The sequence below is a fragment of the Methylobacterium sp. FW306-05-D genome, from assembly GCF_058782155.1.
The window spans coordinates 1-13,485 of sequence record NZ_JBYSXL010000062.1 but is presented as its reverse complement, the minus strand read 5'-3'; the positions used below and the strand labels follow the sequence as shown (position 1 = coordinate 13,485).

Annotated in this window: 11 protein-coding genes; 4 read left to right on the top strand and 7 right to left on the bottom strand. The window is 70.5% G+C overall.

What is annotated here, in order from left to right; genetic code table 11:
- Positions 1–170: 170 nt before the first annotated feature.
- Positions 171–1,352 (top strand): amidinotransferase, encoded by a 1,182-nt coding sequence (locus tag AC3WLN_RS18230; protein WP_492483609.1) that lies wholly within the window; start codon positions 171–173, stop codon positions 1,350–1,352.
- Positions 1,353–1,429: 77 nt separating this feature from the next.
- Here the strand turns inward: AC3WLN_RS18230 and AC3WLN_RS18225 are convergent, their stop codons facing one another.
- The 3 genes from AC3WLN_RS18225 to AC3WLN_RS18215 form a co-directional block, all read right to left on the bottom strand.
- Positions 1,430–2,602, bottom strand: a complete 1,173-nt coding sequence (locus AC3WLN_RS18225) for a polysaccharide biosynthesis/export family protein (protein ID WP_492483607.1) — start codon at positions 2,600–2,602, stop codon at positions 1,430–1,432.
- 281 nt (positions 2,603–2,883) lie between these two features.
- Positions 2,884–4,371, bottom strand: coding sequence for an LTA synthase family protein (locus tag AC3WLN_RS18220; protein ID WP_492483605.1), 1,488 nt, complete (start codon positions 4,369–4,371; stop codon positions 2,884–2,886).
- An 8-nt stretch (positions 4,372–4,379) separates the two neighbouring features.
- Positions 4,380–6,311: a capsular polysaccharide export protein, LipB/KpsS family gene (locus tag AC3WLN_RS18215; RefSeq protein WP_492483603.1), complete on the bottom strand. Its 1,932-nt coding sequence runs from the start codon at positions 6,309–6,311 to the stop codon at positions 4,380–4,382.
- Positions 6,312–6,564: 253 nt separating this feature from the next.
- On the opposite strand from AC3WLN_RS18215, the gene AC3WLN_RS18210 reads away from it, so the two are divergent.
- The 3 genes from AC3WLN_RS18210 to AC3WLN_RS18200 are packed head-to-tail and all read left to right on the top strand — an operon-like array spanning position 6,565 to position 9,540.
- Complete coding sequence (locus tag AC3WLN_RS18210; protein ID WP_492483602.1) at positions 6,565–7,890, top strand: capsule polysaccharide biogenesis protein; 1,326 nt, start codon at positions 6,565–6,567, stop codon at positions 7,888–7,890.
- 31 nt (positions 7,891–7,921) lie between these two features.
- The gene (locus AC3WLN_RS18205; protein WP_492483600.1) at positions 7,922–8,689 is read left to right on the top strand and encodes an SDR family NAD(P)-dependent oxidoreductase; all 768 of its coding nucleotides are present in this window, start codon (positions 7,922–7,924) and stop codon (positions 8,687–8,689) included.
- A complete protein-coding gene (locus tag AC3WLN_RS18200) occupies positions 8,686–9,540 on the top strand; it encodes a formyltransferase family protein (RefSeq protein ID WP_492483598.1) in 855 nt (284 codons plus the stop codon). The genes AC3WLN_RS18205 and AC3WLN_RS18200 overlap by 4 nt, the downstream gene beginning before the upstream one ends.
- 43 nt (positions 9,541–9,583) lie before the next feature.
- On the opposite strand, the gene ettA is transcribed toward AC3WLN_RS18200, so the two are convergent.
- The 4 genes from ettA to AC3WLN_RS18180 all read right to left on the bottom strand — a co-directional run bounded on the left by ettA (position 9,584) and on the right by AC3WLN_RS18180 (position 12,993).
- Complete coding sequence (gene ettA / locus AC3WLN_RS18195) at positions 9,584–11,236, bottom strand: energy-dependent translational throttle protein EttA (protein WP_264049027.1); 1,653 nt, start codon at positions 11,234–11,236, stop codon at positions 9,584–9,586.
- A 263-nt stretch (positions 11,237–11,499) separates the two neighbouring features.
- Positions 11,500–11,781 carry a hypothetical protein gene (locus AC3WLN_RS18190; protein WP_492483595.1) on the bottom strand — a complete coding sequence of 94 codons (282 nt, stop codon included), beginning with the start codon at positions 11,779–11,781 and terminating at the stop codon, positions 11,500–11,502.
- 14 nt (positions 11,782–11,795) lie between these two features.
- A complete protein-coding gene (locus AC3WLN_RS18185) occupies positions 11,796–12,698 on the bottom strand; it encodes a DNA/RNA non-specific endonuclease (protein ID WP_492483593.1) in 903 nt (300 codons plus the stop codon).
- Between the two features lie 10 nt (positions 12,699–12,708).
- Positions 12,709–12,993: a hypothetical protein gene (locus AC3WLN_RS18180; RefSeq protein ID WP_492483591.1), complete on the bottom strand. Its 285-nt coding sequence runs from the start codon at positions 12,991–12,993 to the stop codon at positions 12,709–12,711.
- Positions 12,994–13,485 lie beyond the last annotated feature (492 nt).

Below are 13,485 nucleotides of genomic sequence, written 5' to 3'. Positions count from 1 at the left end.
GATCCGCCGTGTTTCCGACCGGAAAAAACCGTCGGAAACGGTGAACGTCTCCGGAAGTTGCAGCTTTGGGAACCGTTGTCTATCACCCCGGAGACACAGTCGGAACCAAAGCGGCACAGGGCGGAAGGCCCGGGAATCAGCCGTCGGGGCGGACAGGGGAACGGATTTAGATGGACCGCGAATCACACATCACGGCGGGCGACGTCGTGCATGACGACGCCCAGATGGAGCGTTACGCCGGGGGCGCCTACGGGGCGACCCGGGAGCCCGCTCCGAGCTCCCCCGTCATGGCCTGGAACGAATGGGATCCGCTGGAGGAGGTCATCGTCGGAAGTCTGGACGGTGCGACCATTCCGACACACCACCTCACTGTGATCTTCAACCTTCCGCGAGCGGCACAGCCCTTCTACCGTTTCGCGTCCGGCTTCCGCTATCCGAAGTTCATGAAGAAGCTCGCCCAGAAGGAGCTCGATAACTTCATCTCGATCCTGGCCGGCGAGGGCGTGAAGATCCGCCGCCCCGACTCGCTCGATTTCTCCCGGAAGTACAAGGCGCCGCGCTGGTCCTCGCGCGGCTTCTGCGTCGCCTGTCCCCGCGACCCGTATCTGGTCATCGGCGACGAGATCATCGAGAGCCCGATGTGCTGGCGCTCGCGCTACTTCGAGGGCGATGCCTATCGGTCGCTGTTCAAGGAGTACTTCCGGAACGGGGCGCGCTGGACCTCGGCGCCGCGTCCGCAGCTCACGGACGAGCTCTACAACTACGATTACCGGGTGCCGAACCTGAAGGCCGGCGAGCCGATGCAGTTCACGGTCAACGAGTTCGAGCCGGTCTTCGACGCCGCCGACTTCGTGCGCTGCGGCCGCGACATCTTCGTGACGCGCTCCAACGTGACCAACCTGATGGGCATCGAGTGGCTGCGCCGCCATCTCGGCTCGGGCTTCCGGGTCCATGAGATCGAGAGCCGCTGCCCGCAGCCGATGCACATCGACTCGTCGTTCATGCCCCTGGCTCCGGGCAAGGTCCTGGTGAACCCGGACTATATCGACGTCGAGAAGCTGCCGGCCGTGCTCAAGAAGTGGGACGTGCTGATCGCGCCCCGCCCCGACCCCGTCGAAGGCTTCATGAGCAAGATCTCGATGTGCTCGCCCTGGACCTCGATCAACGTGCTGGCCCTCGACGAGAAGAAGATCGTCGTCGATGCCAGCCAGCCGACCCTGATCAAGGCGCTCAAGGACTGGGGCTTCGATCCGATCCCGGCGCCGTTCCTGTCCTACGGCCCCTTCGGCGGCTCGTTCCACTGCGCCACCCTCGACGTCCGCCGCCGCGGCACGCTCAAGTCCTATTTCTAGGCAAGTCCTGATTGTAGGATCGCGGCGACATCCGAACGACGATCAGGGGGCGCATCGGGCGCCCCCTTTTCTTTTGGTCAGCGCGAGACGCTGTAGACCGAAGCCGCCGCCGAGACCGGCGCGGTGACGGTGGAGAAGACGGAGAGGACCTTCTGGACCTCGGTGAAGGGGGCGTTGGAGACGTAGACGAGGTCGCGGTTGCGCATGCGGAAGGCCTGGGTGAGGAACAGGCTGTTGGGGTCGCGCATGTTGATCCGGTAGACCACCGGCACGAGCGGGGTGCCGAGCAGCGGGCTGCCGGGCTTCAGGCGGCGCACCACCGCGGCCGGCTCGAAGCGGAAGATGAAGGTGCCCGAGGGATCGGCCTGGAAGTCGGACAGGCCGCGCGCCTTGGCCAGCGCCTGGGCGAGCGTGATGCCCTCGGCCTGGAACGGGATCTCGGTGGCGTTGCCGAGCGCGCCCACCGCCAGGAAGGTCTGGGGATCGCGCACCAGGGTCAGGGTGTCGCCCGGGCGCAGGAAGATGTTCTCGGCCGGGTTCGACACCACCGTGGTCAGCGGCACCGTGGCGGTCTGCGGTCCGCGCGAGAGCCGCACGAAGGTCTCGTTGACCGGCGCGCGCACGCCGCCGGCGGTGGCCACCACGTCGAGCAGGCGGTCGCCCTTGCCCGAGAGCGGCACCCGGGCCCCGGCCACGACCTCGCCGGTGACGGTCACCGTCTGGGACACCGCCTTGGTGACCGAGACCAGCACCTGGGGCTGGATCGCCTTGCCGGCGAGCTCGGTCTCGATCAGGGCCTGCACGTCCTGGGGCCGGCGCCCGGCCACCTGGATGCGCCCGGCATAGGGCACGCTGATGGCCCCGTCGCGGGGCACCACCTGCTCGGGGATGAGGGCGGACTTGGACCCGGCCGAGAAGCGGTCGGCCACGAGGGGCCCGGAGAACAGGCCGCCCGAGCCCGCTTCCCAGACCGAGACGGCCACGTAGTCGCCCACCCCGATCACGGGCTCGAGCGAGGGGCGCCGGTCGCCGAAGGAGGCCAGCAGGCTGTCCAGCGCGCGACCGCGCAGGGCCTCGATGGTGGCCGCCGACAGGTCCACGATCTCGTAGCGCGCGAACGTGCCCTCGCTCGTGGACACGTCCGCCCCCTCCACCACCGCACCCGTCGTCGGTCCGGCAGCGGGTAGGAGCGACGAGCAGCCCGACACGAGGCAGGCTGTGAGGGCGGCCAGGGACGCCTTACGAAGCATTGTTACTCTCCTGACCGGACCGCGCACTGGGCGATCCGGCGACGACGCCCGCTTGGGTCTGGGCGCAGGGGCGACGCCATCATGGTCTGTGCGCTGCGCGGCCCGGCCCGCCGTGTCGACGACCGAACGCGCGGAGCGGGCCTCCGAGCGGTGGCCGCGTGGGACGATAGCGGCAAAACGCTGCGTTCGGATTAACGACTCGTGTACGCATCCGGGGTCTCGACCGGGCGGCGCGGAGTCCGAACGGCGCAGGTTCTGCCCGCCTATCGAGCACCAATGCGTCACGACGGTGGCAAAGCCAAGCTCGCCGCGCCGGGCGGCGGATCGACGGTCTCGCGCAGGACGCGACCGAGTTCAGCGGCACCGATGTCCCGGCGGGCGGGAGCGGTCCGGCCGTCCTGGCCGAAGCGGAAGATCGCATAGTCCGTCGCCGTGCCGCCGAAACCGGGTCGGCAGTTCGGCAGGGCCGGGGCGTGGTCGCCGAAGATGCAGAGGGTGGCCGGCAGGTCCTCGAGGCCGGCGATCAGGGCCTCCACGGCGCGGCCCGTATTGGCCACGTGGGTCAGATACTGCGCCAGCGGATCGTCGATGCCGGGCAGCCGCCCGGGCTTCCAGGGGCCGTGGTTCTCCATGGTGATCGCGTACAGGAACAGCGGCCGTGTGCGGCCGCGGATCTCCGCCAGCACGCGCTCGGCCAGCGCCACGTCGCCGATATACGGTCCCACCCGGGGAGCCCCGGCGAAATCCTCCTCCATGATCAGCCGGTCGAAGCCGAGGCGCGTCACCACCTCGGCACGGTTGAAGAAATCGCGGTGGAAGGGGTGGACGAAGACCGTCTCGAACCCGGCATCGCGCGCCCGCAGGGGCAGGCTGGTCGGCTCGCATCCGCCATGGGTGAGGTAGGGATCGAAGACGCCGAAGCCGAGATCCTCCACGTCGGCGCCGGTCAGCACCGCGTGCTCGGTGCGCATGGTGTAGGCGCCGTGGGCCGGCACCCGCAGGCGCCCGTGGATCGCCGCCCGCGCGCGGACGATCTCCATGAGCGGCAGCGCCGGGCCTCCGAGACGCACCGGATCGAGGAAGGATTCGAGCTGCACCACCACGACCACCGGGGCATCGCCGCGCCGGATCGGCACCGGCAGTGCGACCCCGGACGCGGTCCGGCGGTCGGCCCGCCAGCGCAGGGCGTAGCCGATCAGCGTGGCGGGCTGGCCGTACCGCGCGATGTCGGTCTCCAGCGACGGCACCGGGAAGAGGCGCGCCAGCGCGGCCGCCCATCGCCCCTGCCCCGACAGGACGACGGCGCTGCCAAGCCCCAGCGGCAGGACCAGCAGCGCCAGCACGGCGACGCTCGGCTCGCCCGGCAGGATCGTCGGCTCGACCGCGTACCAGGCGGCGACCAGCGCCAGCGCGACGCCGATCGGCACCGCCATGCGGGGGTCGCCGAGTGGACGGGTGTAGTAGAGCTCCGGATGGCGCGGCACCTGCCGCAGCAGGGCGAAATCGCTGAAGACCAGCGGCTCTCCGATGACGTTCCGTTTCAGCCGGCTGATCACGGTGAGGATCAGGACCGTCAGGATACAGGAGGCGCCGGCCAGCCAGGGGCGCCAGGAGAACTGGAACCAGAAGGCCGTGACCAGCGCGTACCCGGTGAAGCGGAGCGCGAGGTCGCGGGAGCGCAGGCTGACCGGACGCGCCCCGGCGCCCTCGCGCGCCTCGATGGCGAAACTGACGAGCAGGGCGAGGACGAGGCTGAACAACGGGGTCATGGCGGGCCTCAGCGCTTCCGGTCCGGGAATCGCTCGACGCCGCGCCGCGTGCGCAGGCGTCTGATGATCGGGTTCAGCAGGGCGTAGCGGGCCCGCATCGTGAGGATCGCGGTCCGGCTCAAGGCGAGGCGGGAGGGGCCGGCTGCGTCCCGGGCCGCCGCGAGGCGGTCGAGCAGCTGCTCGGCCGAGCACGGCTTGAGGCAGACCGGATCGAGGTAGAGCGGGTAGAGCAGCAGAGCGCCGGCGACCAGTTCGTCGAGGGCGAGCCGCCGGCCGCGATCCGCCTCGGGGGCCAGATCCTCGGTCAGGCCCCAGCCCGCGTAGAAGGGACGCCCGTGGACCGCGACGGAGAGGCCGCGGATCAGGGCTTCGAACCCGGCGAGGGAGGTCATCGTCTCCACGTGGTCGGTCCGATCGAGCAGGTCGACGATGGACAGGCCGCCGACGATCCGGTCGGCGAGGGTCAGCGCCTCCTCCTCCGGGATGGCGCCGGTGCGAAAGCCCGCTTCCACGTCGGGGTGCGGCTTGTAGAGCAGGAAGGCGTCGGGATTCCGGGCGCGCGCAGCCCGCAGCAGGTCGCGGTTCGAACGCACCACCGGCGAGCCGTGCATGACCGAAGCGTCGTCCTCGACCTGCCCGGGGACGAGCACGATCCGGCGATCCGTCGGCCAGTCGCCGGACGCATCGGCGAGCCCGACATTGTACTTCGTCAGGCGCCGGGCGATCACGAGTTCGCGCAGGGCCTTGGCGCGGGCGACGAGTTCGGGCGGGAAGGTCGAGGTCCGGAGGAGAAAGGCCAGCCGGCTCTCCGTGCGCGGATCGTAGTAGATCCCGCGGTCGTCGACGACGATCGAAGCCCCGGGGGCGAGGCCGGCACCGAGTCCGACCGAGCGCAGGAAGCCGTCCTCGACCCGCGCGAGCGGGATGCCCGCCTCGGCGCAGAGGGGCGCCAGCCGCTCCGGCATCCGCGTGGCCCAGACCCGGACCTGGGCCTCGTGCCGGCGCGCGGCCGCGACCGCGTCCTCGGCCGACATGGTGTGGATGGGCGGCCCCTCCGGGCCGACCATGAAGGCATCCAGCACCCGGCGCTTCCAGCCCGAGATGCCGACCAGCACCGTCCGGGTGCCGTTGTCGGCGAAGCGCTCGCGCAGCCAGGCGACCCGGTCGAGACAATCCGAGAAGCCGATCGGCGCCCGCGTCCAGGGATCGAAATAGTGGAGGCCGGCGCCATAGCGCAGGGCCAGGAGGTCGCTCGTCTCCGGAGGCGCAGCGCCGTCGCCGGGCCGGACGACGTCGCATCCGGCGAGACGCGCCTCGCAGGCCTGCGCCCAATCGCCGACGAACACGGTTCGGAGGCGGTCGAACAGCGCCCAGGGATCGATGGGCTCCCGCAGGACCCGTATGCGCGGAGACAGCTGCGATGACAGGTTCGGACAGCCGGCCGAGCCCGCGACGACGAAGGCACCGTCCGGCCGCGCCGCGAGCACCCGCCTCACGAAGGCCGCCAGCGTCACGGCGGACCGGGCGACCGCGCCCTCGGCGAGGATCAGGGCCGGATCGCTCAGGCCCGCCAGGGCGCCGGAAATCGTCGACGCGTTCGCGCGGGGAAACCGGTTCGCCCCGAAGGTGCGCGCCCGGATCAGGGCTGCGGCGTCGACCGCGGCCGCGCCAACGGGCGCCCCGCCCCGACTGATCCGCAGGCTCGCCAACCCGGACTTCGGGGTATCGTAGGGCGACAGCAGCGGGCCGGACCCGACGATCGCGGGTTTTCCGAAGCGCGACAGGGCGGAACGGAAGGGGCTGTCCTCCCAGACCACGGGTGCCGCGCCCGGCCGCCAGCGCGACGCGAAGTCGACGCCCAGGGCCGCCGCGATCTCGGACCGCAGGGCCTGGACGCTCCCGCCTGTGGACAACAGGGATTGCGGTGACTTCAGGGTCATGCACGCTTTCGGATCGCCGTAACCGGCCGCTGCCTTAGCATTATCCCAGCGCCGAGGGGCGAGCCTTGGGCCGAACCGGCTCGACAACGCTAAGGTCGATTTCCGGCGGAGCGTTGCGGCCGCGCCACATCCCCCGCAAATTCCGCCTCGGCCCTACGAGCGCCCAATTGCTGGGATGGGAGTCCCGTGCGACGGATTTCACCGTCCAGGGTGGCCCGCCAAGGAACGGGCGCAGGAGCAGGCGTCGACGAGTATGCTTCAGCCCCGCGCAGACATGCATCATCAGGCCGACCTGCATCGCGACGGACCGGCGACATTCCTCTTCCTCCAGGGACTCGCTTCCCCGTTCTTCGCGGATCTCGGTCGCGCCCTCGAGGCGCGCGGCCACCGGGTGCGGCGCATCAACTTCTCGTCCGGCGACTGGTTGTTCTGGCGCCTGCCGTCCGACAATTACCGGGGCAGCTTCGACAAGTGGGGGGCCTACGTCGCGGACTACGTCCGCGCGCACGGCGTGACCGACATCGTCCTGTTCGGGGATTGCCGACCCTATCACGTGGCCGCTCGGGCCGCGGCCCAGCCCTTCGGCGTGCGCTTCCACGTCTTCGAGGAGGGCTACCTCCGGCCGAACTGGATCACCTGCGAGCTCGGCGGCGTGAACGGGAATTCGGCCCTTCCGAAGACCGCGGACGAGGTCCGCGCCGTCGCCCGGCGCCTGCCGCAGCCCGGCCGCGCGATGCCGTCCAGCGGCGACATGGCCCGGCGCAGCCTCTGGGATGTCGCCTACAACATCGCGAATTTCGGCTTTCCCTATTTCTTCCCGCATTTCCGCAGCCACCGGCCGCATCACATCGCGGTGGAATATGCCGGCTGGATCAAGAAGTTCTCCCGGCGCGCCCATACCCGGCGCGAGGCGGCACGCCTGAACGAGGCCTACACGGCCATCGGCGTCGACTACTTCCTGCTGCCGCTCCAGCTCGACAGCGACTATCAGATCCGCGTCCACTCCCCGTTCCTCGGGGTGGAGGGCTTCATGGACCGGACCATCGCCTCCTTCGCGGCCCATGCCCCGGCACCCGCCCGCCTGCTGATCAAGCTGCATCCCCTCGACAGCGGCCTGATCAACTGGCGCAAATACGCCCGGCACTCGGCCCGGCGCCACGGGGTCAACGACCGCCTCGACATCATCGACGGCGGCGACCTGCCGAGCCTGATCGCCGGCAGCCGCGGCGTCGTGCTGATCAACAGCACGGTCGGGATGCTCTCCCTCGAACTCGGGCGCCCGACCTGTGCCGCGGGCAACGCGATCTACAACTTTCCGGGGCTGACGCATCAGGGCGGGGTCGATTCGTTCTGGACCGCCCCGACGCCGCCCGACGCCGAGCTGATGACCGATTTCCGGCGCGTCGTCCTGCACCGCTCCCAGGTCAACGGCGGCTTCTTCTCCCAGGCGGCCATCGCGCGCGCGATCGCCGGGACCATCCCGCGCCTGGAAGCGACGCTGCCGGCCGCGGCCCTGGCCGCCGCCCGCGCGAACCGCGCCGAGGGCAGCGAGCCGCAGGAACTGGCGCCGGTCTATTGATCCGCTCCGGCCGGCCGCGCTAGCAGTCCCGATGCCTGTCATCCTGATCACCGGTGCGTCGAGCGGCATTGGCGCCGCCCTCGCCCGTCACTATGCCGAGCCCGGGACGACGCTGATCCTCCAGGGCCGCGACCGGCCCCGCCTCGAGGGAATCGCCGAGGCCTGCCGTGCCCGGGGCGCCGTCGTCGAGACCGAGCGCCTCGACATCCGCGAGCGCGAAGCCGTCGCGGCCTGGCTCCGGCGCGCGGACCTGACCCACGCCCTCGACCTCGTCATCGTCAACGCGGCGATCAACGGCGGCGATCCGGGTGGGGACGTCGAGACCGAGGCGATGGCCTTCGAGACCGTGGAGGTGAACCTCCTCGGGGCCCTGAACGTCACCCTGCCCTGCGTGACGCTGATGCGGGCCCGCGGGCGCGGGCAGATCGCCCTGGTCTCGTCCCTGGCGGCCTTCGCCCCACTGCCCGACGCCCCCGCCTACAGCGGCACCAAGGCGGCTCTGCTGGCCCACGGCCTCGCGCTCCGGGAGAAGCTGAAGCCCCACGGCGTGCGCATCAACGTGGTCACGCCCGGCTACGTGAAGACCGCGATGGGCGGCGAGTACCAGGGCTGGCGGCCCCTCGAGATCAGCGCCGAGGACGCGGCGCGCCGCATCGCGCGCGGCCTGGCGAAGGACAGGGACATCGTCGCCTTCCCGTGGCTCCTCGCGGCGGGCGCGCGCGGTGCGGCGCTGCTGCCGGAGTTCCTGCGGCGCCTCGGCATGAGCGGCTTCACGTTCAAGATCCGGGTCGGGCGGTGAACCGGCCCCGCATCGCCCTGTTCGTCCTCGAGGCCTTGCCGAATGCCCGCGCCGTGCGCCGCTTCGTCCGCGACCACGCGGGCGACATCGCCTTCGTCGGCCTGTCCAATGCCGAGCGTCCGAGCTCCGGCGGACTCGTCGGTCAGGTCCGCCGACATCTCGCCCGTTCGGGCCCGGGCATCCTGCCCTATCTCGGGGTCAATTTCGGCCTGCCCGACCTGCTCGCGCCGCTCTCGCCCCTGGCCCGCCGGCTGACCGGCACCGGCGAGGCGGCCGGGGCGACGCCGCTGAAGGCGCTCTGCCGCGGCCTCGGCATCCCGACCCTGAAGGTCGACTACGTCGACGGGCCGGAGGTGGCGCAGGCCTTCGACCGGCACGCCCCCGACCTCATCGTCACCTTCCACTTCGACCAGATTCTCTCGGGCGCGACCCTGGCGCGGGCCCCCCTCGGCGGCCTGAACGTCCATCCCGGCCTGCTGCCGCGCCATCGCGGGCCGGTGCCGACCATCCACGCCCTGGCCGAGGCCGAACCGGCCTTCGGGGTCACGATCCATCGCCTCGCGGTCACGATCGATGCCGGGGCGATCCTGGCGCAGGAGGCGGTGCCCCTCCCCGGGGACACGACCGCGACCCGCGCCGCGGTGGTGCTGCACGAGCACGGCCGGGTGCTGCTCGACCGGGCCCTCGCGGATCTCGCGGATGGCCGCCTCGCTGCCGGCACGATCGCACCGATCCTGCCCTATTGCCCCTTCCCCGACCGGGAGTTGCTCAAGGGGCTGCGCCGTCGCGGCCGCAGGCTCACGGACGGGCGGGATCTGCGGGACGCCCTGGCGCTGAGCGCCCGGGCCTGATCCGGCGCCCACCCTCGGGGAGGACGGGCGCCGGATCGCCGTCCTATCGCGAAAACTTCTTGTACTTGATCTTCTTCGGCATCAGCGAATCGGCGCCGAGGCGACGCTTCTTGTCCTCCTCGTAATCCGAGAAGTTGCCCTCGAACCACTCGACGTGGCTCTCGCCCTCGAAGGCGAGGATGTGGGTGGCGATGCGGTTCAGGAACCAGCGATCGTGGCTGATGATGACGGCGCAGCCGGCATAATCCTCCAGCGCCTCCTCGAGCGCCCGCAGGGTCTCCATGTCGAGGTCGTTGGTGGGCTCGTCGAGGAGCAGCACGTTCGCGCCGCCCTTCAGCGTTCGCGCGAGGTGAACGCGGTTGCGCTCACCGCCCGAGAGGGTGCCGACCTTCTTCTGCTGGTCGGAGCCCTTGAAGGCGAAGGCGGCGCAATAGGCGCGGGAATTGATCTCGCGCTTGTTGAAATAGATGATGTCGTTGCCGCCGGAGACCTCCTGCCAGACCGTGGCGTTCGGATCGAGGGCGTCGCGCGACTGGTCGACGTAGCCGAGATGGACGGTCTCGCCGACGGAGATGGTGCCGCCGTCGGGCTTTTCCGCACCGGTGATCATCTTGAACAGGGTCGTCTTGCCGGCGCCGTTCGGGCCGATCACGCCGACGATGCCGCCGGGCGGGAGCTTGAAGGACAGGTCCTCGATCAGCAGCCGATCGCCGAAGGCCTTGTTCAGGTGCTCGAACTCGATGACGTTGTTGCCGAGCCGCTCGTCGATCGGGATGACGATCTGCGCCGAGGCGTCGATCTTGTCCTGGGATTTCGCCACCAGCTCCTCGTAGCGGGTGATGCGGGCCTTCGACTTCGACTGGCGGGCCTTCGGCGAGGCGGCGATCCACTCCTGCTCGCGGTTGATCGCGCGCTGGCGGGCCATGTCCTCGCGACCCTCCTGCTGGAGCCGCTTCTGCTTCTGCACCAGCCAGGCCGAGTAGTTCCCCTCGTAGGGATAGCCGCGGGTGCGGTCGAGCTCGAGGATCCAGCCCGTCACGTTGTCGAGGAAGTAGCGATCGTGGGTCACGATCAGGATCGCGCCGGGATACTGGCGCAGATGGCCTTCGAGCCAGTTCACCGTCTCGGCGTCGAGGTGGTTGGTCGGCTCGTCGAGGAGGAGCAGCTCCGGCTCCCAGAGCAGGAGCTTGCACAGAGCCACGCGGCGGCGCTCGCCGCCCGAGAGGGTGGCGACCGGCTGCTCGTCGCTCGGGCAGCCCAGGGCCTCCATGGCCTGGTCGACCTTGGAGTCGAGCTCCCAGAGGTTCGCCGCCTCGATCTTGTCCTGGAGGGCGGTCATCTCGTCCGCCGTCTCCTCGGAATAGTTCATGGCGAGTTCGTTGTAGCGGTCGAGCAGCGCCTGCTTCTCGGCGACGCCCTCCATGACGTTCTCGCGCACGGACTTGTTGGGATCGAGCTGCGGCTCCTGCGGCAGGTAGCCGACGCGCGCGCCCTGCGCGACGAAGCCCTCGCCGGTCCAGTCCTTGTCGATGCCGGCCATGATCTTGAGTAGGGTCGACTTGCCCGAGCCGTTGATACCCAGGACGCCGATCTTCGCATCCGGGTAGAAGGACAGGTTGATGTTGTCGAGGACCTTCTTGCCACCCGAATAGGTCTTGGTCAGACCCTTCATGTGGTAGATGAATTCGCGCGCCATGGTGGTATCCCTGTCGTGTCGGCGGTCCGGCGCGTCCTGCGCCTCGACCGTCGGAATCGTCGTGTGCGTGGTCCCGCGGCTGCGCCGAGTCGAGCCGGCCCGCGCACCGCGCGGTCTGCGCCGATGCGGCCGGACCTCGGGCGCTCGCCGTCGTCGAACCGCTTCGCGTGAGAGTGTTGCGCCGGAGTATCAGGGCGGCGACCGACCGGCAAGAACAGGGCGGAGAAGAACCGCGCCGCGGGAAACGCAGGCCCGTCGCCGCGTCAGGCGAAGGGGTTCCTCACCGTCTCGGTGGGCGTGGAGGCGTCCGCCACCCGTTCGGGCAGCGGCTCCGCCTCCAGGGCCGCGACGATGGCGGCGACGATGGCGGCCAGGGCTCGTGCGCGCTCCAGCCCCGCGGCGTCCCGCGGCAGGTCGAGGCTGCCGTGGAGAGCGATCCGCTCGCTGCCGTTCTCGATCGAGAGGCCGCCGATGGTCTGGACGGCCGCGTCGTCGGCATAGGGCGCGAACCGGTCGGGGCTCTTCGGCGCTGCTGGCTTCGGCATCTCGACACCCTTTCTCAGAAGATGGCGCGCATCAGGTCGCGCCAGAGACGCCGCAGCGCCCGATGCAGCTCGGCCTTGGCCCAGGCCTCGAACGAATCCGGCTCCGGCGAGCGGCGGCGCGGACGGTCGTCCCCGTCCGGATCGCCCCGGGAATAGGCGCGCGGCTCCGGCAGATCCATGGTCTTCGCCTTCGCGGCCGGGGCCAGCGTCGGGAACACGTCGAGCCCCGAGACCGCCCGCAGGGCGTCGAGGGAGACCGCCTGCCAGGGTGGATCGTCCCGGTTCGCCAGGAGGTAGGCGCCCGCCTCCCCGGTCGCCGGGTCGTAGAGGGCCTTGAAGATCTGCGTCGGCACCAGCACGCGCCCGTTGATCGCCTGGACGGCGTCGCCCGCGTAGATCGGCCCGGTCACCACGAAGAGGGTGCCGCGGCGGGTGGCGAGGCGGCGCACGCTCTCCTCGATCGCCGCCCAGAGGCCGCGATTCAGGGCCCTGTCCTGGGGCACGATGTTGGCCAGGCTGAAGGATTGTGCCTGGGCTACCCCCGTCGGCATGTCGCCGGCCGGCGCCATGTGGCCGCGGTCGTAGCCGCTGTGGACGTAATCCTCCAGCCGCGCGCGGTCGGCCGCCGGCAGCGCCTCCTCGTCGTGGAAGGCGTCGACCCGGTCGACCCGGCGGGCCGCCGCGACGCTGTCCCGAGTCAGGCGCTCGGCCGCGTAGATCGGCGTCCGCGACAGGCCGGAATAGAGGAGTGCGAAGGCCTCGTAGCACAGTGGCACCGCGCGCTCGGCGAGCTTCGGGTTGGTGATCTCCGGCCGGCGCCCATCCGCAAACGAATCGGCGCAGCCCTCGGCGGAAGCCGCGGCGGGCGCGGCCAGGAGGAACGCCGGGAGCAGGAGAACGAGGGCGCGCCCCATCATGGCAGACCGCTCAGAAGCAGACCCGGACCTTGCGCACCCCCTCCGGGGTCGCCCGCGTGCGAAAGCCGCACGGCCGGCCCAGGCTCCCCTCGAAGGGGCGCACATCGCGATCGGCCGGACCCGGGCCGGCCTGGACACCGCAGGTGCCGGGCGTCCCGCACGGGAACGTGAAGGGCGCGACCGGAGCGTGCCGGCGCACCAGGGTGGGATCGGCCGAGGCCCCCGCCGCCCGCGCGGGAACGCTCACGGGCGCCAGGATCAGCGCGAGGCCGGCGAGGAATCTGAGGAGCGGCATAACCTGCCTCGTTGCGGGTGCGGCGGACGGGAAAAGCCGGACGCCCCGTTGATCGGAGCGGACGGGGCGATTAACTGCCGGAGTTCGGGCGCCGGCGCCAGCATCTCCGAAGTCACGTCTTCGGTCTCGGAGTTGTCCCTCGGATTTCTTCCCGCAGCCCGATTTTCGGAATGGTATTGCAGGCCTTCCACGGTCTGTGGGAAAGCGCAGACAGCCACTGGCGTGGCAAAGCTGCGTAATGACGTTATAAGTGCGATCGAAGGGCCCCGGTTTCGTCTTGGGGCATGCACCGTTCGAGGGTCGGCCCGCGCAGAGCGCTGGCGATGGGCCGGATCGGGCGGGTGTCAGCGAACGAACGGGTGTGGATTCAGTGTCACGGCAAGAAACCTCGCAAGACAAGCTTCCGCAGGCGTCTGGTCCTGCGCGGTCGGTGAGTTCGTCGGAGGCGACGGCGATCCTGGACGGTCTGGGGGAGCCTTCGGCGCTGCGTCT